The 21,957-nt window shown below is 70.9% G+C and carries 18 protein-coding genes and 1 tRNA gene; 11 read left to right on the top strand and 8 right to left on the bottom strand.

Annotation, left to right across the window (positions count from 1 at the left end; all coding sequences use genetic code 11):
* Window positions 1-725: 725 nt before the first annotated feature.
* The 3 genes from BCD48_RS40035 to BCD48_RS40025 are packed head-to-tail and all read right to left on the bottom strand — an operon-like array spanning window position 726 to window position 2,085.
* Window positions 726-983, bottom strand: a complete 258-nt coding sequence (locus BCD48_RS40035) for a hypothetical protein (RefSeq protein WP_071053611.1) — start codon at window positions 981-983, stop codon at window positions 726-728.
* A gap of 11 nt (window positions 984-994) precedes the next feature.
* The gene (locus BCD48_RS50205) at window positions 995-1,585 is read right to left on the bottom strand and encodes a hypothetical protein (protein WP_131804205.1); all 591 of its coding nucleotides are present in this window, start codon (window positions 1,583-1,585) and stop codon (window positions 995-997) included.
* On the bottom strand, window positions 1,582-2,085 hold the full coding sequence (locus BCD48_RS40025; RefSeq protein ID WP_071053609.1) for a hypothetical protein: 504 nt from the start codon (window positions 2,083-2,085) through the stop codon (window positions 1,582-1,584). The genes BCD48_RS50205 and BCD48_RS40025 overlap by 4 nt, the downstream gene beginning before the upstream one ends.
* Window positions 2,086-2,228: 143 nt before the next feature.
* On the opposite strand from BCD48_RS40025, the gene BCD48_RS40020 reads away from it, so the two are divergent.
* From BCD48_RS40020 to fxlM, 6 genes are all read left to right on the top strand, one after another.
* Window positions 2,229-3,077 (top strand): helix-turn-helix domain-containing protein, encoded by an 849-nt coding sequence (locus BCD48_RS40020; RefSeq protein WP_071053608.1) that lies wholly within the window; start codon window positions 2,229-2,231, stop codon window positions 3,075-3,077.
* Between the two features lie 13 nt (window positions 3,078-3,090).
* On the top strand, window positions 3,091-3,291 hold the full coding sequence (locus BCD48_RS40015; RefSeq protein WP_071053607.1) for a DUF397 domain-containing protein: 201 nt from the start codon (window positions 3,091-3,093) through the stop codon (window positions 3,289-3,291).
* 486 nt (window positions 3,292-3,777) lie between these two features.
* Window positions 3,778-3,963: an FxLD family lanthipeptide gene (locus BCD48_RS40010; RefSeq protein ID WP_116271820.1), complete on the top strand. Its 186-nt coding sequence runs from the start codon at window positions 3,778-3,780 to the stop codon at window positions 3,961-3,963.
* A 78-nt stretch (window positions 3,964-4,041) separates the two neighbouring features.
* Window positions 4,042-7,107 carry a lantibiotic dehydratase gene (locus tag BCD48_RS40005; RefSeq protein WP_071053605.1) on the top strand — a complete coding sequence of 1,022 codons (3,066 nt, stop codon included), beginning with the start codon at window positions 4,042-4,044 and terminating at the stop codon, window positions 7,105-7,107.
* 2 nt (window positions 7,108-7,109) lie between these two features.
* Window positions 7,110-8,306 (top strand): lanthionine synthetase C family protein, encoded by a 1,197-nt coding sequence (locus BCD48_RS40000; RefSeq protein WP_071053604.1) that lies wholly within the window; start codon window positions 7,110-7,112, stop codon window positions 8,304-8,306.
* A 64-nt stretch (window positions 8,307-8,370) separates the two neighbouring features.
* Window positions 8,371-9,564 (top strand): methyltransferase, FxLD system, encoded by a 1,194-nt coding sequence (gene fxlM, locus BCD48_RS39995; RefSeq protein ID WP_071053603.1) that lies wholly within the window; start codon window positions 8,371-8,373, stop codon window positions 9,562-9,564.
* 28 nt (window positions 9,565-9,592) lie between these two features.
* On the opposite strand, the gene BCD48_RS39990 is transcribed toward fxlM, so the two are convergent.
* Both BCD48_RS39990 and BCD48_RS39985 read right to left on the bottom strand, forming a co-directional pair.
* Window positions 9,593-9,892 carry a 4a-hydroxytetrahydrobiopterin dehydratase gene (locus BCD48_RS39990; RefSeq protein ID WP_071053602.1) on the bottom strand — a complete coding sequence of 100 codons (300 nt, stop codon included), beginning with the start codon at window positions 9,890-9,892 and terminating at the stop codon, window positions 9,593-9,595.
* Window positions 9,885-11,393: an NsdA family TPR-like regulatory protein gene (locus tag BCD48_RS39985; RefSeq protein WP_491677203.1), complete on the bottom strand. Its 1,509-nt coding sequence runs from the start codon at window positions 11,391-11,393 to the stop codon at window positions 9,885-9,887. Before BCD48_RS39985 ends, BCD48_RS39990 begins: the two co-directional genes overlap by 8 nt.
* Before the next feature lie 824 nt (window positions 11,394-12,217).
* Here BCD48_RS39985 and BCD48_RS39980 point away from each other — a divergent pair.
* Together BCD48_RS39980 and BCD48_RS39975 are read left to right on the top strand one after the other, a co-directional pair.
* Entirely contained in the window at window positions 12,218-14,059 is a 1,842-nt protein-coding gene (locus tag BCD48_RS39980) for a hypothetical protein (RefSeq protein WP_071053600.1), read from the top strand.
* A gap of 539 nt (window positions 14,060-14,598) precedes the next feature.
* Window positions 14,599-16,107, top strand: a complete 1,509-nt coding sequence (locus BCD48_RS39975; RefSeq protein WP_071053599.1) for a site-specific integrase — start codon at window positions 14,599-14,601, stop codon at window positions 16,105-16,107.
* Between the two features lie 52 nt (window positions 16,108-16,159).
* Here BCD48_RS39975 and BCD48_RS39970 read toward each other — a convergent pair.
* The 3 genes from BCD48_RS39970 to BCD48_RS39960 all read right to left on the bottom strand — a co-directional run bounded on the left by BCD48_RS39970 (window position 16,160) and on the right by BCD48_RS39960 (window position 18,403).
* Window positions 16,160-16,246, bottom strand: a tRNA-Ser gene (locus BCD48_RS39970).
* 213 nt (window positions 16,247-16,459) lie between these two features.
* Window positions 16,460-17,344, bottom strand: a complete 885-nt coding sequence (locus tag BCD48_RS39965) for an MTB12 C-terminal domain-containing protein (protein ID WP_071053598.1) — start codon at window positions 17,342-17,344, stop codon at window positions 16,460-16,462.
* A gap of 150 nt (window positions 17,345-17,494) precedes the next feature.
* Entirely contained in the window at window positions 17,495-18,403 is a 909-nt protein-coding gene (locus BCD48_RS39960; RefSeq protein WP_071053597.1) for a class II glutamine amidotransferase, read from the bottom strand.
* A gap of 399 nt (window positions 18,404-18,802) precedes the next feature.
* Between BCD48_RS39960 and BCD48_RS39955 the strand changes: the two genes are divergently transcribed.
* The 3 genes from BCD48_RS39955 to BCD48_RS47965 all read left to right on the top strand — a co-directional run bounded on the left by BCD48_RS39955 (window position 18,803) and on the right by BCD48_RS47965 (window position 21,639).
* Window positions 18,803-19,753, top strand: coding sequence for an AfsR/SARP family transcriptional regulator (locus BCD48_RS39955; protein WP_083419938.1), 951 nt, complete (start codon window positions 18,803-18,805; stop codon window positions 19,751-19,753).
* A gap of 783 nt (window positions 19,754-20,536) precedes the next feature.
* Complete coding sequence (locus BCD48_RS39950) at window positions 20,537-21,010, top strand: lasso peptide biosynthesis PqqD family chaperone (protein ID WP_083419937.1); 474 nt, start codon at window positions 20,537-20,539, stop codon at window positions 21,008-21,010.
* Entirely contained in the window at window positions 21,007-21,639 is a 633-nt protein-coding gene (locus BCD48_RS47965) for a lasso peptide biosynthesis B2 protein (protein ID WP_083419931.1), read from the top strand. Before BCD48_RS39950 ends, BCD48_RS47965 begins: the two co-directional genes overlap by 4 nt.
* Window positions 21,640-21,957 lie beyond the last annotated feature (318 nt).

Raw genomic sequence — 21,957 nt, 5'->3', positions numbered from 1 at the left:
GCAAGTCGGTCGAGCGGCCCGCCGGCCTCAGCATCAGTATCGGGGCAGGGCACAGGCGTTGGCGTTGAGCGTCTCGACGTCACGCTGCCGCTCGGCAATCATGCGCACCATCACCGGCCGGGCCGACACGCTTCCCGGAGACCACCTGGCCACCGCCCCGCGGGTCCCACGTCTGCGTTGACAGCCCGGGCAGCGGCGGTGAACGACGTCGCGCCGTCACCTAGTCCGGCTGGCGCGCCGCGCGCATCTTCGCCATCTGATGCGACCGGCGCGCGACGCTGGATGGCGCGATCGCGCCATCCAGCGTGGCCGGCGCGGCGCGGATCGGCGCGCATGCCGTCGCGCTCGCGCCGTTCGCGCCGCCTGCGTGGCGCGTGTCCGCGCCGTTCGCGCCCTGCGCGCTGGTCGGCTGTTGACGTCTGTTGCCGGCCGTGGCCTGGGTCGGCGGAGCGGGCCGGGATCGGGCCGCGGCTGTCGTCTCCCGCTCGCCCCAGGGTGGCACCCGCGAACCCGACCTGGGCGGCACGGACACCCGAAGGCTTTGGCACTGCCGCCCACTGTCACCGCGAACGACACCGCAAGAGACACCGCCAACGACACTCCGATGCGCTGGCGCGAACGCGCGCATCGCGCAGGACATCCCGGGAGACACCGTGGGTCGAGACCCACGCACGTCACCATCGCGCCGGCCGGCAAGCGGTGAGCCATCGACCCAGGACAGTGCGTCAGCCGGCGCGCGTCGCCACTGGCCCAGCACCGGCCGCGGCCGCGTCGTCCTGCGCGGCGTTGCCGTCGGTTCTGTCAGCGGTGGTGTCGAAGGCCAACGGGCTGACCAGGCTGTGCGCCAGGCCGTGGTGACGGGCGTAGGCGCGGGCAGCGGTCGGCGACTCGAACGGCAGATACACGGCCAGCGCCCGGGTGTGGTCAGGGTCGGCGAAGCTCACCACCCCGTACACGCATCCCTCGTTCCCGACGTCGGACATCGCGCTCTCCCTCACCGCAGGTCCGTATCCACGCCGGCCGCTGCAAGATCGGCCAGCTGGTCGAGCACGCCGGCGAGCAGCTCGACGACCACGCCGAGGTCTTCGGCAACGCAGGCCAGCGCCGGCCGGTCGTCGTCACAGCCAGCCAGCCGCGGCCCAGCCCCGGCACTGCCCACGTTGCCTTCCACGAAGCCGCCCTCGCCGCGGTCTCCAACCTGGCGCGGTCGCCGCTTCCTGGCGCCGACCACGCGCGGCCGTGTACCGGTGGCGTCGGGAGGCTGTTCGCCGAGCAGGACCCGGATCAGGTGGTCGCCGGGCCATCCCGGCGCCCCGGACAGCACGGCCAAGGTGTCGTCACGGGCCCGACGACCACCAGCACCGCGCTGGAGCCGGCGAATCGTCGCCACAGAAATCCCGGCCACCTCGGCCAGCCGATGCTGACTCATCCGGCAGACCGCCAGCCGCGCGTTGAGCGCTTCGGCGACCGCCGCCCAGTCCTCCTCGCCCCGGCCACCAGCCGCGCTGGCATCAGGATGCATCTGGGCCTCAGGCCCGGCAGGAGTCGGATCGCGGAAGGCCAGGCGGGCCGGGTCTCTCGTCACGCGGCCACCGCCGCCGGCAGCGCATCAGCCGGAACGACGCTGGACAGCCAGCATTCGGCCCGTGGCCGGTTCTTCAGCTCCCACACGACTCGTAGCTGCGCCGCCTGCGGCGTCACCACCGACACCAGGTGCGGCAGCACGATCTCGCCGGTCTGCCACGCGCACCGCGGCCGAACCGGGCAAACTACGACCGGCGCTGGCACCGGGCCCGGCCAGCCCGCCTCCCACGCGTCGGCGAGCAGCCGGCCCACTGCCAGCGCCAGCCTCGTCAACCCGGGCGAGACCAGCGGCGGACACGCCACGAGCACCCGCTCGCCGCCCATCTCGGCCAGGGCCCGAGCCGCCGACTCCGCCGGGAACGGATGCGACGGTACGAACACGGGGCCTACCCGCGGCGGCCGGTCACACATCACCCCCGGCCTCGCCGGCAACGGGAACGGTTCCAGGTCCACCGTGGTCGGCCCACCGGGCCCGCCATCGACATCGATCATCACCTGCATCAGATCGCCTCCTACCGGGCAGACCGGGCAGCGTTGCTGCAACTATGAACGTTGCTGCAACGTTGAGCAAGGTGGAGACCCGGCGCCGGCCACACTTCGGTAGCCTCCGGTGCCGTCACCACCGGCGGGAAAGGAGACGGGCCATGCCACGGCGACCCCCGTCCGCCCGCGCCCGCGGCCTCGGCGCCGAGCTCCGCGACCTACGCGCGACCACCGGCCTGTCCGCCCGCGCCGTCGCCGACCGGCTCGCCTGGTCGCCATCCACCCTGAGTCGCCTGGAGAACGGGCTGCGCTCGATCAGCCCCGAGGACGTCGCCACCCTGCTCGTCGTCTACCAGGTCACCGGCGACGACCGCGACCGCCTACTCGCCCTCGCCCGCGAGATCGACCGGCCCGGCTGGTGGGAGACCGGACCCGCCGGCATCCCCAACCAGCTCACCGCCCTCATCGGCTTCGAAGCCCAGGCCAGCCGCATCACCGACGTCGCGATGCTTCTCATCCCCGGCCTGCTCCAGACCCCGGACTACGCCCGCGCCGTCATGACCGGCGGCGACGTCCCCGCCCACGAGATCGACGCCCGCGTCGCCACCCGCCTCGGCCGCCAAGCCGTCCTCACCCGGGCCGACCCGCCCCACCTGCACGTCCTGCTCGACGAGGCCGCCATCCGCCGGCCTATCGGCGGCCCGGCGGTCATGGCCGCCCAGCTACGCCACCTCGCCGCGACGGGCACCCGGCCGAACATCACCGTTCAGGTCCTGCCGTCCGCGCTCGGCGCCCACCCCGGTATCGACGGCTCCTACGTCATCCTCCAGTTCGACAAGGCCCCGACCCTGATCCATCTCGAACACCTGAGGTCCAGCCTGTTCGTCGACGATCCCGCCGACGTAAAGCCCTTCCTCAGCGCCGCCGATACCCTGGCGGCGCAGGCACTCGACGCAGCCGCCTCCGCGGACTTCCTGACCACAGCGGCCGACGACCACGAGCAGGGGTGAACCCGCGACCGCCATGGACCTCACCAACGCCACCTGGCACAAGTCCAGCCACAGCGGCACCCAGACCAACTGCGTCGAAGTCGCCACCCTCCCCGACGGCACCCGCGCCGTCCGCGACTCGAAGAGCCCTGACGGCCCGATCCTCCTGTTCACACAGGGCGAGTGGAAGGCGTTCCTCGCTGGCGTGCATGACGGCGAATTCGACAACGGATAGAAGATAGCTCTTTCCTACGAAACCGCCGGCCATTCAAGATCCGGTGTAGCCGGAACCCCAAAAGGGCGCCGGCAGTGCGCAATCCCGCCTACGTTCCTCGACCAGCGTTCAGGCCGCGCGTCGGGAGGGACGGTTCTGGTACCTACGCCGAGGCGGTCCGTCGTGCCGTGCCCACGCGGTGCGGGTCGCGTGCCACTGGCATGTGCGGCCGGCTGACGAATGCTCCCGTGGATTCTGAGGTGTCGGCGGTCGTGCGCGCCGTGATGGGGGCGCGACGATCCGGCTCGCGGACGATTCGGCGCCGATCCTGAGCTGCACGCCGAGCGTAATCCTGCCGCGGATGTTGTTTTCGCAGGTCAAGCGTCACTGGGAGCGCGAACCGAAGGTTCTGGTTGGAGGGAATGACTCACGGATGGGGCCGGAGGATCCTAACGGCACGCCCTCTGGGTGCTGCCCTGTCCGTCCGTCTTGAAGAGGTTAATGACGATGACACCCCATGGATCCGTCGGCGCGGTTCTCGAGCGGACCGATTCGGCGCCAGAAAGCATCCTGGACGAGTTCCAGCTGGATGTGCAGGTGACGGTGGAGGCGGCGGCCGGTTACACGATCCGGGCGTGCGACACCAGTGACACCTGTGGTTCTACCTGCGGGTCGGCCTGCATCAGCAGCTGACCAGGCGAGGACTACGGCGTCGGCCCGCCGGTTGCCCGTGCGCGGCGGGCCGGCGCCGCGGTGTTCAACGGAGGTGTGATGATCGACGCGGATGTGCGGCTGTATCGCCATGCTGGTGGAGCGATGCTGCGTGCGGCGGTCCTTCCGCTGTCCCAGCAGTTGGATGATTGGCCGACGTTGTCCGACCCGGACTCGTGCCGGTCGTGGCTGCGCACCATGTGGGTCCTGCCCGGGTTCGCCGACGCGATCCGCCATGCGAGCGGTTCGTTCGCCGCCCGGGTCGAGGCCGTACTCGACGGCGAGAATGCGGGCAGCAAGCAGGTCCGGCGGGTGACGTCGGCGGTCGTCCGCTACCTGTTGCGTTCGATGGGGCGTCCCACCCCGTTCGGCCTGTTCGCCGGTGTCGCCGGGGCCCGTGTCGGCGAGGACGTGCGGGTGCATTGGGGTGCCGATCACCGACTGGCTCTGCGCGCCGACACCCTTTGGTTGGACGACGTCGTCGGCCGGTTGGAGGCGCTGCCCGACCTGCTCGCGCACCTGGATGTCGTGGTCTGTGACCTGCTGGTCGAACGCGGTGACCGGATCGAGATGCCCCGCGGCCCAGGACGGGTGACGGTACGCAACACCTCGGTTATGCGGCTCGTCCGGGGCCTGGCGGCCAAGCCACTACCGTTTCACGCTCTGCTTGACCAGGTCGCTATGGAATTCCCGACGGCCCCGGCCGTGGCTGTCCGCCAAGCGCTCGGTGAACTCGTCGCTCAGGGCGTTCTGATCACGAATCTTCGTGCGCCCATGACGACGGCCGACCCACTGACGCATGTGGTCACGATCGTCGAGCGCGCCGTCGCCGGCGGCGTCGAGGCAGCGGGCACCATGCTGAGCGAGCTCCATGCCGCCCACCGCGTGATCCTCAGGCACAACGCCGACGACGCCGAGCCGGAGGCGCGGGTACGGCTGCGGGATGAGGCAGTGGAACGCATGCGTCGCCTGTCGCCTGCCGGTCGGACCCCGCTGGCCGGTGATCTCCATCTCGACTGCGACATCGACGTCTCCGTCGGCCTCGCTGATGAGATGGCCCGCGCGGTCGGTGCCTTACTGCGACTCACCCGCCAGCCACGTCCGGACCAGGGGTGGAACGACTGGTGTCGCGAGTTCTGGGACCGCTACGGCACCGGAGCCCTGGTCCCCGTTCTGGATGCGGTGCATCCCGACACGGGTATCGGCTGGCCGGCTGGTTTCCCGGGCAGCGTGCTGGCCGAGCCCGAGGACACGGTAAGCCGCCGCGACGAGGAACTGCTGCGCCTGGCCTGGGAGGCGGCCATCGCCGGACAGCGCGAACTCGTGCTCACCGACGAACTCATCGCCGCGATCACAGCGGACCGGCCGGTGGACCCACGCTGGATTCCGCCACACGTCGAGCTGGGCGCCCAGGTGCACACCACGAGCATCCCGGCGCTGGAGGCGGGGGACTACACGTTCAGCGTCCACCCCGCGTGGGCGTTCGGCACGCTGACCTGCCGGTTCGGCGCGGCCGTCAGCCGCGCGGGCCTGGACACGGTTTTCGCCGCCGCTCCCCCGGCCGTCGACGGTGCGCTGCCGGTCCAGTTGTCGTTCCCGCCCCTGTTCCCGCATTCGGAGAACGTCGCGCGGGTTCCCCGCTGGCTGCCGCAGGTATTGCCGGTCGGTGAGCACCGGGCCGACGACGCGACCGTGATCCGCATTGATGATCTCGGTATTGTCGCGGTGGCTGATGGGCTGCACCTGGTCAGCATGTCGCGACGCCAGCTCGTCGAACCGCAGGTATTCCACGCGCTCGCCCTGCGCAAGCAGGCACCGCCGCTGGCCCGGTTCCTCGCGACGCTGACCCGTGGTTTCCTCGCCCGCTTCACCGAGTTCGACTGGGGACCGGCCGCCGCCCGACTGCCGTACACGCCCAGGGTGCGCTACCGGCGCGCGATCCTCGCACCCGCGACGTGGCGGATCAGCGCCGCCGACCACACCGCCCTACACGCCAACGCCCACTATTGGGAGCAGGCCTTCGCCCAGTGGCGGCAGCGGTGGGGCTGCCCAGACGCGGTGGAGCTTCATGACGACCACCGGTCGCTGCGCCTGGATCTCACCGTGGACGCGCATCTGGCGATCCTGCGCGAGCACCTGGACAAACACGGCCACGCGACGCTGACCGAGACCGACGCCGCCGAGAACCTGCGATGGATCGGCGGCCACGTCCACGAGATCGTCATGCCGTTCGCCCGCGCGGTACCGGCAGCGCCGAACCTCGTCACCGGCGCCCTGCCACTCGTGACCAACACGAACACCGCGCACCGCCCGGCATCACCGCAAGGCTCCTGGCTCTACGCGCAGATCTTCACCCATCCCGAACGCCTCGACGACATCATCCGCACGCACCTGCCCCGGCTGCTCGCCCTGTTCGACGGCGACCGGCCGTACTGGTTCGCCCGTTACCGCAGCGTCCGCGAGACCGACCACCTACGGCTGCGAATTCGCGCCGTCGGTACCGAGGAGTACGCCGCGGTGACATCCGCGGTTGGTCTGTGGGGGCAGCAGCTCTGCGACGCGGGCGCGGCGTCCCGGCTGACTCTGGCGACCTACTATCCCGAGGTCGGCCGCTACAGCAACGGTGCCGCGATGGACGCGGCCGAAGCCGTGTTCGCGGCCGACTCGCACGCGGTGGCACTCGCACTCCAAGCCCCGACGCCGCTCGCTGTCCATCCGATGGCGCTCGCCGCCATCGGCATGGTGGCCATCGCCGACGGATTCCACCCCGAGCCCATGCGCGCGAACGACTGGCTACTGGAACGCCTCGCTACCGGGACCGCGCCGTCCGCGGACCGGACGATCCTCGAGCAGGTCACCCACTGGGCAGCCCGAGGGACCGTGCCAGGCGACGCCTTATTGCCCGCCGCCGTCATCCAGGCGTGGCAGGCCCGTCAGGAAGCGCTGACGCGCTATCGACTCGCCCTGCCGCACGAGGCCGACACCGACCAGATCCTTTCCGCGCTCCTGCACATGCACCACAACCGCGCCAGGCCCGTCGACCGCACCGACGAAACCGCCTGCCGACGCCTGGCACGCCAGATTGCGCTCACCCGACGCGCGCACGCTACGGCGGCAAGCAGATGACCATGACGCCTCCCGCCATCCCGGCCCTCCCGATTCCTGCCGACGCCAAGTTGGCATGGTGGGCGCAGTCGCTCGGCGACGGAGCACCAGGCATCGCGTTGAAGCACATCGCGCGAGCCCGTGCCGGCGACGCCGGGTGGAAACCCGTCCATCACCTCGCCTCGGCGATGACCCACGCGCCGGTGAACGCCCACCCCGACACGGCCAGCCTGTTCCAGGGCGCGCCGGCCGTCGCCTACGCGCTGCACACCGCCGACCACCCCGCCTACCGCGCGGCGCTGACCACCCTCGACAAGGCCATCGCGACCATGATCCGACACCGACTGGACGCCGCCCACCAGCGCATCGACGACGGACAGCGGCCACAGGCCCGCGAGTACGACCTGATCAGCGGTCTTACCGGCCTCGGTGCCTACCTCCTGCACCGCGGCCGCGACGGCGACCTTCTCCGCGACGTGCTCGCCTATCTGGTGCGACTGACCAGTCCCGTCCCTGTGGATGGCCGTGGCCTGCCTGGGTGGTGGGCTACTGGCAGCCCCGACCGACGCGTTTCCTCCCGTTGGAACGCCGGCCATGCCGGTTTCGGCATGGCCCACGGCATCGCCGGACCGCTGGCGCTCCTGGCCATCACGATGCGGCAAGGCATCGTCGTGGCCAGACAGGCCGACGCGCTCCACACCGTCGTCGCGTGGCTCGACCAGTGGCGGACGAGTCAGGGGAAGACCGCCTGGTGGCCCGAGGTGATCGACCACGACGAGGCACGCGCCGGCAGCGTCACCCACCCAGGGCCGCATCGACCTTCCTGGTGCTCCGGCACTCCCGGAATCGCGCGAGCCCAGCACCTCGCCGCACTCGCCGTAGGCGACCAGCAACGAGCGCGCGGCGCGGCGAGGGCCCTCGCCGGATGCCTCACCGACGAACGTCAACTCGCGCACCTCACCGACGCGGGACTCTGCCACGGCTGGGCCGGCCTGCTCCTGACCGCTCGCCGGACCGCGGCCGACACCGACACCGACGAACTCGCCGCCGCCGTCAGCGCAGCCGAAACCCGCATGCACAGCCATCTTCACGACCAGGGTCAACCTGCCGGAGAAGGACTCCTGGACGGCGCCGCCGGCATTGCGCTCGCCAACGCGGCCATGGACGCCACGGCCGTCCCGGCACTGCCAGGCTGGGAACGCTGCTTACTGATCGGCTAACAGCCATGACCGGCCGGCGCCAGCGCCACCGCGACCGCGCGTCCCGACACCGCCAAGGAGAACGATGGACACCACCACCGCGTCACCGCAGGCCCTGCGCGACCGGATGGTCGATCGCATCCTCTCCAGCCAACAGCTGCCCCCACAGGTCGAAACAGCGCTGCGACGCGTCGAACGCCACCGCTACGTTCCCGACGCGCCGCTGACCGACGCCTACGACGAGAAGGCGGTCATCACCCACACCTTCGCCGACGGCACCCATCTCAGCTGCGCCTCCGGTCCGACCATCGTGGCCGCCATGCTCACCGCCCTCGACGTCCGGCCCGGCCAGCGCGTCCTGGAGATCGGCGCCGGCACGGGCTACAACGCCGCCCTTCTCGCCACCCTCACCGGAGCCGACGGCCAGGTCACCACCATCGACATCAACGCCGACGTCACCGCAGCCGCGCGGCGCAACCTCGACGACACCGGATTTCCCCACGTCCGGGTTCTCACCCGAGACGGCGCGGACGGTGCCCCCGAGCACGGCCCGTTCGACCGGATCATCGTCACCGTCGGCGCCTGGGACATCCCACAAAACTGGTGGGACCAGCTCGTCCCCGACGGCCGCCTAGTCCTCCCGCTGCGCTGGCGCGGCACCACCCGGGCCGTCGCACTGGCCAAACACGATGACCACTGGAAGTCGGACTGGGTCTTCCTCTGTGGCTTCGTCCCCATGCTCGGCCAGCCCGGCGAACAGAAGACCCTCATCCACCCCGACGGCCTCGCCGCCCTGCACCACGATCTGGACCAGTCCATCGACGCGGACGCCCTGCATGACGTCCTCGACCAGGAGAAGTCCACCGTCTGGTCCGACGTGACCGTGCACGGCCAGGAACCGTTCGACCGCGTCTGGCTGCACCTCAGCGCCGTGGACGACGGCACCGTCCGCATCGAGGCCGACCAACAGGCCGTCACCGCCGGGCTGTGCACACCCGCCATCGCCTCCCGCAGCCCAGCCGTGACCAAGAACGGATCACTGGCCTACTTCGCCGTCCAGCGCGCCTCCGCCCCAGGACGCTGGCAGCTCGGCGCCATCGGCCACGGACCCCTCGGCCACCACCTCGCCACCCGCATCGTCGACCAGATCGACGCCTGGGACCAGGACCGCACCGCCGACCCCGAAATCCTCGCCTTCCCGACCGGCGCGCCAATCCCCAGTCAGACGCGAGGAAAGGTCATTACCAAGCCCGAGATTCGGCTGGTACTGCGCTACTAATAGTAAGGGCCCCGTTCGGAACCGTTCTCTATCCTGCTCCGTGCGCGGACGCGATGTCGTGGATACGCCTGGCGAGTTCTACGTCGTGCAGGGCGACATAGCCGCCGATGTCGCTGGAGCTGATCGACACGTGCACGGTCTTATATCCGAGAGTCGCATCAGAATGGTGACCGAACTCGTTCTGTATGGCGGCTATGTGCACGATGAAGGCCGCCCCCTGGACATGCGCGACCGAGTACAGCCGTTCGATACGCCGCCCGTCAGTCGTCCATCCCTCCAGGGCCTTGAGGTGCTCTTCGATCTGGTCCCGTGACAGTGCCTCAGCCATGACGTCTCCCAGTCTTCTCAGTAGTGACGGGCGCGAGCGCCTCCGCCAGATCCTGGCCGACGGGGTGAGCGTGCCAGGGGGCCATCGCCGCCGCGACCGCGGCCAGTTCTCGCCGGGCCCGCGCGGAGCCGGTCTCCACCGCGAGCGCGGTTGCCCGGCGCGCGAGTTCGACCGCCTGTTCCGGCTCTCCTTGTTGTGCGGCGGCGAGCGCGTGACGCGCCGACCAGACCCCGATATCCCGGCGGGCCGAGGTGGGTGCGGCGGGGATGATCTGCCGCCAGAGACGATCCGCATCGTCGGCCAGGCCAAGCCGTCCGTAGCAGGTGGCGCGCTGTACCTCGACGTAGCCATCCGTGCGGCGGCAGGCCGTGCCCCATTCCTCGATGTCGACCTGGTCCACGAGCCGGCCGGCCTGATCGAGCAGGAGATCAACCTGGTCACGGTCGCCGCGCAGCGATGCGCCATGCGCCTGCTGCTGTAGAGCGAACACCTGAACCTCAGGCGAGAGGCGTCGGGCGTCGACCAGCGCGGCCTGGCACAGGTCGACCACAGCCGCCGCGTTTCCCAGATCGGTGAAGGCCATGGCCCGGTCGACCAGCGCGCAGGCGACAGCGTCGCGCTCGCCGCAGCGGTGCGCCAGCTCCAGCGCCGCGCCGTGACAACGCATCGCCGCCACCGGGTCGCCGGCATCCAGCCACAGCCAGGCCGCGAACGCGGCGAACGACGAACCGACCTTCGTCATGCGCTGGCGGGTCGACCCGTCCGCCTCGTCCACCAGCTGCGCGATGACGTCGTACTGCGACGTAACCGTCCCGATCAACGCACCGGAGCCGAGCAGCATGTCCGCGAGGTAGTGGCCCTTCAGCTGACTGTCGAAATAGCGGACGAGTTCCGGGGCGACATGGCGCCCGCGACCAGCGCCCAGGACGCCCGCCACGACCGCCGATCCGGCGAGGAGGGTGAATCCGCGACGGCCGAGAGCGCCCACCTCCTCGATGCTCCCAGCAGGCTCGTCGGGGCGCAGCCTTCCGGCCGCACCGCGGCCATATCCGCTGTTGGAGGCCGCGCCAACCTGCCAGGAAGGCAGCGTGGTCGGCAGTGGCGCCAGCGATGGCGGTCCAGCCTGCGGCGTCGCCGGAACATCCCGTCGGGTGGTGGCGAGGAGGAGCAGGTCGGCTTGAGGCATTTGCTCCCGGTCATCAAGGTCGAGCAGATTGTGAATACTGGTGCCGTAGACCTCGGCGAGCAGGGCGAGAATCTGGGGAGTGGGCCGGCGGCGATCGGGGACGGGCCAGTTCTCCAGCTCGCACAGCCGCGGGCCGGTCATGGAAGCGACGCCGTTCGGGTCGAGGCCGGTGCGGGCGGCGTGGGCGTTGATACGGTCCGCCGCTTGGGGCTGGGTCCAGCCGTGCGCGACACGGTGGGCGGCCCGGGGGCGCAGCTTGTAACGGCAGCCGAACTCTACGGCGATGTCATCATCGGACATGCCGAGCGCACGCATCCGCGCCCGTAGCTCCTCCTGCTCCACCCGCCGACTCGGCTTAGCCACGCTGGATTCCCTCCAGATCCGCCTGCGGCCTGACGCTGGTCCGTCGTCTCAGCCGCGGCTCGATCATCGCCGCAGTGACGGGTCCGCCGCTATCGAGCCACAGCCGACGGATGAGCCCACGCCGCGTCAACTGCCTGTTGCTCGGCGAGCTCGGTAGGAGAATCAGGACGCCCGTTCTGGGGATGGTGGCCGGCTGAGGTCGTCGATGACAGCGACGGCCCGATGATCGCGATCCGGGTGTGTCCAATGATCACTCCTGTCATAGGCGGTGCTGCCGCCTCGCCGGCCGACAAGCCAACCATGATGGTCACGGGGCATGGCGTGTGTCATTCCCTGTCACGCGAATGATTTCTTCGTGGCCTCATCAGCTCGCTGAGCTGCGGAAATACCCTGCGGCGGTGCGAACTGTTCGGCAAAGAATGGTCCACCCCTTCGCACCCGGTCGAGGCGGCGGCACGCGTTCGCCGCCAGCACCAGCCGGGCGCCCAGCGCGCGTGCCAGCCGGGACCGCGATCCTCGCGCCTGCGTCGTCATCCCACGGCTCATCGCCGCACCCACCGCCGGGGACATCGTCGCTGTTTACGTCCTCACGACGAACATCGCCGCCGTCACCCAACCACCCAGTCCAGCGAGCAGGCAGGTCGTCCTGCGATTCGGCCGCGAAGCAACTCTCGGCACAGGCGGCGGAGACCGGACTCCCGCCGAGACCTCCAGCACGCGCCGGCGGTGTCCTTCGCGGTGACTGTCACGGTGACCGGCCGGCGGACCGTCAAGCCATGTCAGAGCACCCAGCAACATCAAACCTGCGCACAGGGGAGACGGTCTGGACCGGCCGGGGCCCGCGGATACCCATCAGCTGGCTGGCGGCGGCCGGCCGCGCCAATCCGGAGGTACGCGTCCAGGTCCCCGCCGGCTGGTGGCGGCTAACCCCCGCATCCACACTTCACGACCCCAACCCGGGCTACATCGCCGAGTTGGCCGTGCCCGTCGTCGGTCACGACGCCCCGCAGGTCATCTACTCGACCCGCACAACCACCCTGAGCCAGTTGGAGGCGGCCCTCGGCTGGCCGATCCCGCTGCCCATCCGCCTGCTTCTGACCCTGGCATCGCTGTCCACCCGATCAGCGGCCACCGGGCCTCGGACGTCACCCGGCGCGGACCGGCCCGCACTGACGGCCGACCCGGCCGACCCGGCAGAGTCAGCGATCTACCGGCCCTCCCGCTCGAACACCGTCCAGGCCGGCGACCTCTTGACCACCTACGGCCGGCTACTCGCCGCCGAGACCGTCATCGCCACCTGGAGCTACGGCACCGCCCGCGTCGATCTGCTCTCCGACCCACCACCCAATGGCGTGGACGACGACCTGGCCTACTGGCGTATCTACGACGGCGAACGGATCCTCTTCGCCGGCGCCCACGTGCCAGGCCTGCTCGACCTCACCGCCGACCCCTCCGAAGCACTACGGAGTCTGCTCGGCCTGCCCGCGGGCCTGCGCCGCGCGTCCATCCGTCTGGCCGCGGGCCAGGCCTGGTTCGTCGACCGCTACGCGGACCTGTTCGACCAGTTCGCTGCCATCCCCGGCCAGATCTATCCGCCCGGCACCCACGTTCGGGTCACCCTGCCCGACGGACAGGACGCCGACGGCGCCCTCTACGCGTCCGCCCCACGCGACGGCGGCGGCACGACCTACCGGTGGCGCCCCGACGCCGCCAACCAGCCAGGCCACCCCTGGCAACGCCACCCCACCTGGACCCTGGAAACCACTGAGCTCCACCTGACCGACATCCTCGGCACCCACATCTCGACCGACGACCAGCCCGACGTACCGCTCGCCACCGGTGCGGTCGTCCGGACCGTCGACGACCCCCGGTTCACCGTCGGCACCGTGCTGCGCGCCCTGCACTACCGCACTGGCTCGCCGACGTATGAGGTCCAACCCCACGACACCCCGACGCGCCCGCTCCTCCTACCCGCCGACGCGGTCCTCCCGCTCCGACCCAGCGCATGGCCTTCCCTCGACAGGCTGCTGACCGCCCGCGCCGATGCGGGCCTGGACCTGCTCTCGGGCGAGGTCCTCGCCACCACGACTGAGACCGCGCGCGTCTTCGACGGCCCTCACGGACCCCGGCTCTACGACGTCCGCCCGACCCCGCCCGGCCCGGTCGACCCAACGCGCGCCGCCGAACCAGCCACCGTCTCCGACGAGGTTCCGGCCCTGCTCACCCTGCTCTCCGGGCCGACACCCACCGCGACCGCCCAACTCATCGGAACGACCCGTCTCGTCCGCGACCCGGTCCACGGCCACCTCGCCGTCCACGAAATCGAATACCAGCAGGCACTCGCGCTCGGCCCCGACCGCCTCGGCGCCCTCCTCGCCCGCCGCCCCTGGCTGTCGCCCGGCAACCCGCCCCTGGAAACCGCCGCAGCCCTCGCCGCGATCCATGCCCCGCTCGACGTCCTGACCACGTTCGTCCGCCTCAGCCAGCCGCCACCGACCTCAGCCCCGGGCAGCCCCGGCATGGAGGACGTCTCCCGGCCGGCCGCGCCTTCACCCGACAGCCCGTCACCAGCAACGAGCCTCAGCGACCCGGCAGCTCCCGCCTGGGACGGCCCCTGAACACGAACACCGCCGGAACCAGCGACTCACCCATATGCCACCGTCGCCGGGCCGGATGCTCATGCATCTACAGACCACCGGCCCTCGACGGCCACTTTGCGAGATATCCCCGTCCAACGGTCACAACCGCACCTACCCATTGCATCGCCGAAAGACCAAGCGCGACGCTTTATTGACGAGAAAGCACCGCTTCAGCGTCATCATCGACCGATCACTGACAAATCTGGCAACAGTGAATAAAATCGAGAAAGGCGATCCGCAGAGCCCTTCCCGGGATGCGGCGATGCGGGACACGCCGTGGCGCGCACAGCTGCCGAGCGTGGGGTTTGGGGCGTATCGTCCCAGTTGGCGAGGCATGCCAGGCATGCCAGACACGCGGCAGGCGGGCCACTCCCAGCGTGCTTTCCATTCTTCGGCGACCATCGCCATTTTTCTTGGCTGTCAGCCTTCAGACGCCGACTCAGGAAGTCGACAGACTTCCGCCCCTCTCCTGTTGCCGACAAGACCGTCCCCTGACCGAGATGGCGGGAGTTTCTCACATGCAGATCAAGACTGAAAAGCGGTGCGGCTGCCGCGACCCCGAGACCGGGAAGCAGCTCGGTAGGCGCTGCCCGAGACTGAAGGGCAAGAAGCCGCACGGGATGTGGTCGTGGCGCATAGATGTGCCCGACGAGCTGGTACCGCTGGTCGGCAGGACCGGACTGCGCGGCTCTGGCTTCGCGACCAAGGAGGCGGCCGAGAAAGACGCCGAGGAACAGCTGTCGAACGTGCGGGCTGGGCAGCGGCATGCCGGGACGCTCACCGTAGGCCAGTACTTGGACGAGTGGCTGGAGTCGAAGCGGCGGCTGCGCCCGAGCGCGCGCCGGGCGTACGAGGTGCACATCCGCGTGCATCTCAAGCCCTGGCTCGGCAAGGTGCCGTTGGCGGGGCTGCGGGCCGACCACATCGACCGGGCCTTCCGGCAGCTCGAAGCGGCCGGAGCCGTGAAGGCGCGGCCGACCGGCCCGGCGACCGTCGAGCGCATCCGGGACACGCTGCGCAACGCGCTGAACGACGCCGTGGACCGACGGATGATCCAGTTCAACCCGGTGCGCGGTGTCGAGCTGCCCGAGTACAGCCGGCCCGAGGTCGAACCGTGGGAGGCGCACGAGGTGGGCGCGTTCCTCGACGAGGCGGCCACCGATCGGCTCGCGGCCATGTGGGAGCTGATCGCGCTGCATGGGGTCCGCCGGGGTGAGGCGTGCGGCGCGACGTGGCCGGGCCTGGACGCCGACACATCAGTGCTGACCATCAGCCAACAGATCACGCAGAACGGTGGCAAATGCGGCGTGTGGGCGCCCAAGACGCGCTCCGGGAAGCGCAAGGTGGACCTGGATCCGATCACGCTGGGATCCCTCTTGGCCCACCGGCTGGCTCAGGACACCGAGCGCAAGGCGACCGGCCCCGAATGGGACAACGGCACGCTGCCAGACCAGCACGGCAAACCGGTGCACCTGTCGGGTCTGATGTTCACCCGCCCAGACGGCCGGCACCTGGCGCCCGGATACGTGTCGCAGCGCATGCAGACGATCGCGAAGCGGGCAGGACTACTCGCCACGGTTCGGCTGGCGGCGCCCGTCGAATCCCTGGCCATCGTCGTCGGCGCGCTCCCACACGATCGCGACCCGATCGGCGAATGGACCCTGTACGTCGACCGGGCGCCAGTCGGCACCGTCCGGGTGACCGCGGCGACCCGCCTGTTCGGCAACCGCCACCGGTTCGATCTCGCCGAGCCGCTGGCGGCCGACGTTACGCCCGGTACCGAGCTGGGCCGAGGGCTGCTCTCCCGGCGCAGGCTTCACGACCTACGGCACGCGAGCGCGTCGATCCAGCTCGCCGAGGGCATCGACCTGGCGCTCGTCTCCAAGAGGCTCGGTCACTCTTCGCCAGCGATCACCGGGGCGCTGTACGCCCACCTGCTGCGCCCGGCCGGCCAGCGAGCCGCGGCGGCAGTGGCAGCCGCCGTGCCCCGCGCGGTTCGTCCACCGACCACATACCGACCACAATGATCTTCAAGGCCCTGAACGGATCTTCAGTCAACGCAAAAGCGCTGGTAGAGAGCGGAGGGCGTGGGATTCGAACCCACGATGAGGTTGCCCCCATAGCGGTTTTCAAGACCGCCGCCATCGGCCACTAGGCGAGCCCTCCCGACCAGCGGTCCCGCGTGGCCGGACGTCGAGCATGCTCGGGTGCCGGTCGCTGTCCCGCGAACCGTCGCCGCGTTGGCGACGGTTGGTCGGCACCCAGTATCCCAGCCACCACTCCGGTCCGTCCCAGGCCCCGTCCGATCACGCGCCGGAAGCCGGCGGCGGCTCGTCGGGCCGCCGCCGGCGCACTACACCCAGAAGCCGCGGGCGCGCCTCAGGGAGCTGGACAGGTGGCGCCGGCCCAGCCCATGACGGTGCAGAAGGTCTGTCGGCTGACCTTCCAGTGGCCATCGACGAGCACGGCGGTGCCGGATTGCACGCCGAAGTCGAGACCACCCTGGTAGGTGATGTGGAAGCGAAGCCACGCATTCCGCGGGTCGGTGAAGACGATGTCGCTCGTGGTCACCGCGGCGGTAGCCGTCGCCTCGGGGAAGTTCTGCATCGCCTGCGCGAGGGTGTCAGCCAACGCCGGGCCGTCCTGCACCGCGGCAAGGCTGTGCGCCGGGTCCTGACCGCCGGTGAACGCCTGCGCATACGCCTGCTGAATGGCGCGCTGGGCCGCGGCAGGATTCTGCGGCTGGTGTCCCGCCTTGGGCGGGCAGACGGCACCCGCCCAGCCCATCACGGTGCAGAATGTTTCCCGGCTGACCTTCCACTGGCGGTTGACAACCACGGCGGTGCCGTCCTGCTCGCCGAAGTCGGCACCCCCCTGGTAGGTGATGTGGAAACGCAGTTTCGCGTTGAGCAGGCCCTTGAAGGTGATGCCGCTGACAGCGACCTGCGCCGTGTGGGTGGCCTCGGGGAAGTTCTGCATCGCCTGCGCGAGGGTGCCGGCCAACGCCGGGCCGTCCTCCACCGCGGCAAGGCTGTGCGCCGGGTCCTGACCGCCGGTGAACGCCTGTGCATAGGCGGCCTTGATTGCGGTCTCAGCCCGCGCCAGGGGCGGCTGGAATCCGTCCCCGGCCAGCGCCCCCTGCGCCGGAATCAGGGCCGTCGCGCCGGCGACCAGAAGCGTCAGCCCGGTCAGGCGCCTTCTCCAGCGGGTCCGGGTGGCGCGGCCGTCGGTCGGGTGCTGCCCTGGCCGGTCGGACATCGTCATTGCGTCCTCCTCCGCGGCACGATTGCCGCACCCGTATCAACGCGCCCTCGGTCGGGGAACATTGATACGAGACGGGAGGAATCTCCTGAACGCGAGCCGCCGCCAGCGCCGCCTCGGCCTTGACGGCGGCGGCATCGCGATAGGCGCTGCCTACGCCGTCACCGTCGCCGCCGGCTCGGCCTCCGTCGACGGGACGTTGACGATCTGGGAGAAAGCGGCCTCGGGGCGCAGGTCGTCGAGGGAAAGCTGGTGGGCCGGCGGGACGGACAGGACCACCCGGGAGGTGACCGTCAGGTCGGGGGCGACGTGGAGCAGCTCGCCGGAAGCCATCAGACGCCAGGACGGGTCCTCATCCATCCGCTCGCTTTCCACCGCGACCGCCGGCCGCTCGGCGAGGTCGAACGACCGGGCCCTGATCTCGCTGAAGGGGCTCGCGTGGTCGAGGTGGCGGTGGTGGCGGCCGCCCGGCTCACGGCTCAGCGCGTAGAGCCGGTTCGTGTCCGGGTAACGCAACGCCCACAGCTCGTCCGCCGTGGCCATCACCATGTTGATCGAGTAGAGCGGCAGGTTGGCGGCGATCCACCGGGCGGCCGCCACGATGCCCGATCCGACGTCGCCGCCCAGGGCCGCGATCTCCCGGTTGATCAGCGCGAAGTAGCGCTCCGAGTCTGTGTCGCCCTGGACCAGGGCGCGGTCATCGCCGAGATGGGCGTCCAGGCGGTCCAGGCCCTCGATCACCCCGTTGTGGGCGAACACCCGGTTCTCGTGCTGGAAAGGGTGCGTGTTCGCCAGGTTGGCGCGTCCCGTCGAGGCATGCCGCACATGGGCGACGAAAGTCGACGAGACGAGCGTTCGCGGCTGATGGGCGAAGTCGGCGCCGGCGCGCACAGTGATCGGTTGTTTGATGACGCGAGGCGTGCCGTCCGGCGCGAACGTCGCGATGCCCGCGCCGTCAGGGGACCGGGCAGTCCGCGCCCGCTCGCTGTCTGGCGCATCGAGCAACCAGAACGTAGCCTCGACCGGCTGCGCTCCACTGGTCAGCGCAAACATGTGGCACATCTCGCCTCCACCGACCGTTATCACCACCCATGGCCTTCCGGCCGCCCACCGCCGCCCGCCCCGCGCCTGACGGCTCGGGGCGGGTCCGCCGGGGGCGGTCGCGGCGCGGGCTCGCCTCCGGCGGACCCGCCCCGCGCGGCGCCCACGTCTGGAGGGCCGCCGCTCCCACCAGCATGCGGCCTCCGATAGCTCGGGCGCCTGGCAGTCGGTGTGCCCAGACCTGTCTGGCGTCATCCGTTTTGTTACCGGGACCACTTGGCCACCCTCCGCGGGGGATGGTCGTTTCGAGCCGAGGAGGCCGTCTGGCGGGAGCAGGAGCGGGTAGACAGCGCAGCGTGACCACAATGCGTGACCAACTGCATTCGCGCCGCTTTCGACGCGGGTTGGGGGACAGCGCCGATGCGTACTGCCGCGACCGCAACCACCGTCGTCGTCGGCGATGACGCCAGCGCGGAGGTGGGTCTGGACGTGGCCCGGTTCGGCACCCTGGGGCCGTTGGAGGTCGCAGCGGCCGACGGAACGTCCGTGTTCATCGGCCAGCGCAAGAAACGGCGACTGTTGTCCCTGCTCCTGTTGCACGCGGGCAGCTGGGTGAGCACCGAGCAGATCGGCGTGGCGCTCTGGGAGGACGACCCGCCGCGCTCAGCGCTCGGCAACATCAAGACATACGTCTCCGAGCTGCGTCATGCCCTGCCGCCGCTGCCACCGATGGCGAGCACGCCGCCGGGTCACGATCCGCCGACCGCGGGCCACAGACCCAGCCGCATAGCCAGCCGGGACGGCGAGTACGCCATCCGGCTGGCGCCCGGCGAGCTCGACGTCGACCTGTTCGACACCCGGGCCCGCGGCGGCGGCGAAGCCCTGGCCGACGAGCGGCCGGCCGAGGCGGTCCGGCTGCTCGAGCAGGCGTTGGAGCTCTGGCGTGGCCGGCCGTACGACGACCTGCCGGCCGACGTCGCCGTCGCCGAGACCACCCGGCTCGAGGAACTGCGCTGGAACATCTGCGAGAACCTCGTCGACGCTCGCCTGCGGCTCGGCCAGCACAGCCTGGTGCTGCCGGCGCTACGCGCGCTCACCATCGAGCACCCGACCAGGGAACGGCTGTGGGCTCAGCTTCTGATCGCGCTCGACCAGGACGGGCGGCGGGCGGAGGCGTTGCACGCCTACCAGGCGGTGTACCGAACGCTCACCGAGCGGCTTGGCATCGAGCCGGGCGAGGACCTGCGCGCCCTGCACCAGCGGATCCTGCGCGGCACCGGCGGGCAGGCCGCCACGGAGCTGGCCGGTCCGCGGTCGGCCCACACCGGCCTGCCACCGGCCAGGCGGCACCGCCGCGAGTCGCCACCGTGAGTAATGAACCGTGGCTGAACCGATCCTGGGAAGTACCTGTCTTGAGCCGCCGACGTGGCGATCTGGATGCGGAACTCACGAGTGATTCTGGAGGAAGGGCACAGGAAGGGCACGGCGAGCGCCGCCAATGCCCCGGGGCTGCCGGAGAGGCGAGGAACGAAACCCCTCGCCGATGTCGGGGCCAGGGCGCGGCGGACGCGGCGAGCACTGACGCTCACGCCGAGCCGGACCGTCGCCGCCAGTTCAGGTAACCGGCGTTCTGGCGAACGGCCCGGGCGAGCGCTCCTTCCAGGCCAAAGGGCAGAGGCCCACCGCTCCGGAGAACCGCCAGGCGGCTCACAAACATATCGGCCCAACACGGACCAATGTCGGGTCGCCCACCGCGGCCGTACCACCGGGCACGGCGGTGGGGGCGTGATCATTATCGGTGGCGGAGGAGGCGGCTGGTGACCGGCCCCGCCGAAGCGGTCGACGCCTGACACCACGGAACCTGCCACCAGCTGGCGGGCCGGCCATCGGGGCCGGCCCGCCAGTCTTTTTCGCGCCGCTTTCACCGGAACCGGGAAACCGTCTTCAGGTCCTGATTACCCTTCCCTCCCCATGACGCGAAAGATTCTACCGGACCGCGCGAGCTCTCCCCCGGATTAGAGGGAATGAAAGAGTTGGCACGAAGACGAAGACGGCGAGGAATTCGAGCCGTGAGGACACGAAACCAGGCCGCACCCGCGGACGCATACCGAGCCCTCGAACCAGCCCATGGGGGGAAGGAGCGCTGAAGTGGAGATGCTGACGTTGAGTGGGTCGGTCGTCTCGACGGACACCGACTACGGAACGGCGCTGTTGGACCAGCGTTCTGGCCGGTACTGGACGTTGAACCCGACGGCCACCCTCATCCTGCGCGTGCTGCTGGACGGCGGAGATCCGCCACGCGCCGCGCGTGTCCTGCTCGACCGGTTCGACGTGGCGCCGGAGACGGCGCGCGCCGACGTCGACCTGCTCGTCGACCAGCTGCGCTCGGCGGGCCTGGTGACCGGCTCCGTGCCAGGCGCCGAGCCGGCCACCAGCCAGGGGACAGCCCCGCGGCCCGGCCGGCGGGCCAGCACACCGCGCGGGGTCCGCCTGCCCTTCCGTCAGCGTCCGGCCGAAGCGCCGCGCGGCCGGCACAGCAGGCGAAACGCCGGCCCGCGGGTCGGCCAGCATCGAGACGACCAGCTACCGATCGACCAGCGCGACGACCGATACGAGGGAGGTCGATGACAGTGACGACGCCGATGTCGCCGCGCCGACGACCACCGGCGCCGCCGCTGCCCCGCCGGTTGCGCGCGCATCTCGCGGTGGCGGCCGCCCGGGTGCTCGCGACCCAGCCGCCGGCCAGGATCCGCGCCGTACTCGCCACGGCCAGCCGCGGCGCCGAGGCGGCCAGCCGGCAACGGGCTCAGACGGCCAGGGACGACGTGACCGCGGTCAGCCTGGTCTGCCGCGGGTCTCACGGCTGCGTCCCCCGGTCGGTGGCGACGGCACTGCTGTGCCGGATGTCGGGAATGTGGCCGACGTGGTGCGTGGGGGTGCGAACCGTCGCCCCGTTCGCCGCGCATGCCTGGGTCGAGGCGGAGGAGCTGATGGTCGGCGAGGACGCGCCGGCGGGCTCCTTCCGGCCGCTGCTGACCGTGGAGCCGCGCCGGCCGGCGCGGTCAGCGGCCAGGGTGACGACGGTGGCCAATAGCCCCGCCTCGCCGGCCGCGGTTCCCATGGCGGGCACGGCCAGGCCGTCGACCGCTACCCCGGCCGGACCGGCGGGGCCTGCCACGACGACACCAGCGGGGCCGACGACACCAGCTGGACCGGCGGGGCCGCCCACGGGCGGCCTCCCGGCGGCGGCGAGGTGACCGGCATGGGGTGGGGACGACCGCGACCAGGCGACACGCCCGAACCGCTTGCACCACCGGCACCGCTTGCACCGCCGGCACCGCCGGCGACGACCGTGTTCAGCGCGTCCGCGGACCTACCGGCGGACGTCCAGGAACCACCGTGGGCCGGCCCGCCCGGTGGCCCGGTCGGCCCGCGCCCCGGTCCCCCGCCCGGTCCGCCGCCGGGTCCGCCACCCGGGCGGCGCTGGCCGGCGCCTGGACGCGGCCCGGGCCCCGGACCGATGCCTGGAGGCGGGCCGCCGCCGGCCGGCGGGCCGTTCACGCACCGCGCCGGTG

The sequence above is a fragment of the Pseudofrankia coriaricola genome, from assembly GCF_001854805.1.
Classification (GTDB): domain Bacteria; phylum Actinomycetota; class Actinomycetes; order Frankiales; family Frankiaceae; genus Pseudofrankia.
This window is presented reverse-complemented; position numbering and strand designations above follow the sequence as displayed.

Coding starts and splice junctions, on each gene's coding strand:
- BCD48_RS40035 (WP_071053611.1), bottom strand. CDS start 983: ATGTCCGACGTCGGGAACGAGGGATGCGTGTACGGGGTGGTGAGCTTC.
- BCD48_RS40025 (WP_071053609.1), bottom strand. CDS start 2,085: ATGCAGGTGATGATCGATGTCGATGGCGGGCCCGGTGGGCCGACCACG.
- BCD48_RS40020 (WP_071053608.1), top strand. CDS start 2,229: ATGCCACGGCGACCCCCGTCCGCCCGCGCCCGCGGCCTCGGCGCCGAG.
- BCD48_RS40015 (WP_071053607.1), top strand. CDS start 3,091: ATGGACCTCACCAACGCCACCTGGCACAAGTCCAGCCACAGCGGCACC.
- BCD48_RS40010 (WP_116271820.1), top strand. CDS start 3,778: ATGACACCCCATGGATCCGTCGGCGCGGTTCTCGAGCGGACCGATTCG.
- BCD48_RS40005 (WP_071053605.1), top strand. CDS start 4,042: ATGATCGACGCGGATGTGCGGCTGTATCGCCATGCTGGTGGAGCGATG.
- BCD48_RS40000 (WP_071053604.1), top strand. CDS start 7,110: ATGACGCCTCCCGCCATCCCGGCCCTCCCGATTCCTGCCGACGCCAAG.
- fxlM (WP_071053603.1), top strand. CDS start 8,371: ATGGACACCACCACCGCGTCACCGCAGGCCCTGCGCGACCGGATGGTC.
- BCD48_RS39990 (WP_071053602.1), bottom strand. CDS start 9,892: ATGGCTGAGGCACTGTCACGGGACCAGATCGAAGAGCACCTCAAGGCC.
- BCD48_RS39985 (WP_491677203.1), bottom strand. CDS start 11,393: ATGCGTGCGCTCGGCATGTCCGATGATGACATCGCCGTAGAGTTCGGC.
- BCD48_RS39980 (WP_071053600.1), top strand. CDS start 12,218: ATGTCAGAGCACCCAGCAACATCAAACCTGCGCACAGGGGAGACGGTC.
- BCD48_RS39975 (WP_071053599.1), top strand. CDS start 14,599: ATGCAGATCAAGACTGAAAAGCGGTGCGGCTGCCGCGACCCCGAGACC.
- BCD48_RS39965 (WP_071053598.1), bottom strand. CDS start 17,344: ATGACGATGTCCGACCGGCCAGGGCAGCACCCGACCGACGGCCGCGCC.
- BCD48_RS39960 (WP_071053597.1), bottom strand. CDS start 18,403: ATGTGCCACATGTTTGCGCTGACCAGTGGAGCGCAGCCGGTCGAGGCT.
- BCD48_RS39955 (WP_083419938.1), top strand. CDS start 18,803: ATGCGTACTGCCGCGACCGCAACCACCGTCGTCGTCGGCGATGACGCC.
- BCD48_RS39950 (WP_083419937.1), top strand. CDS start 20,537: ATGCTGACGTTGAGTGGGTCGGTCGTCTCGACGGACACCGACTACGGA.
- BCD48_RS47965 (WP_083419931.1), top strand. CDS start 21,007: ATGACAGTGACGACGCCGATGTCGCCGCGCCGACGACCACCGGCGCCG.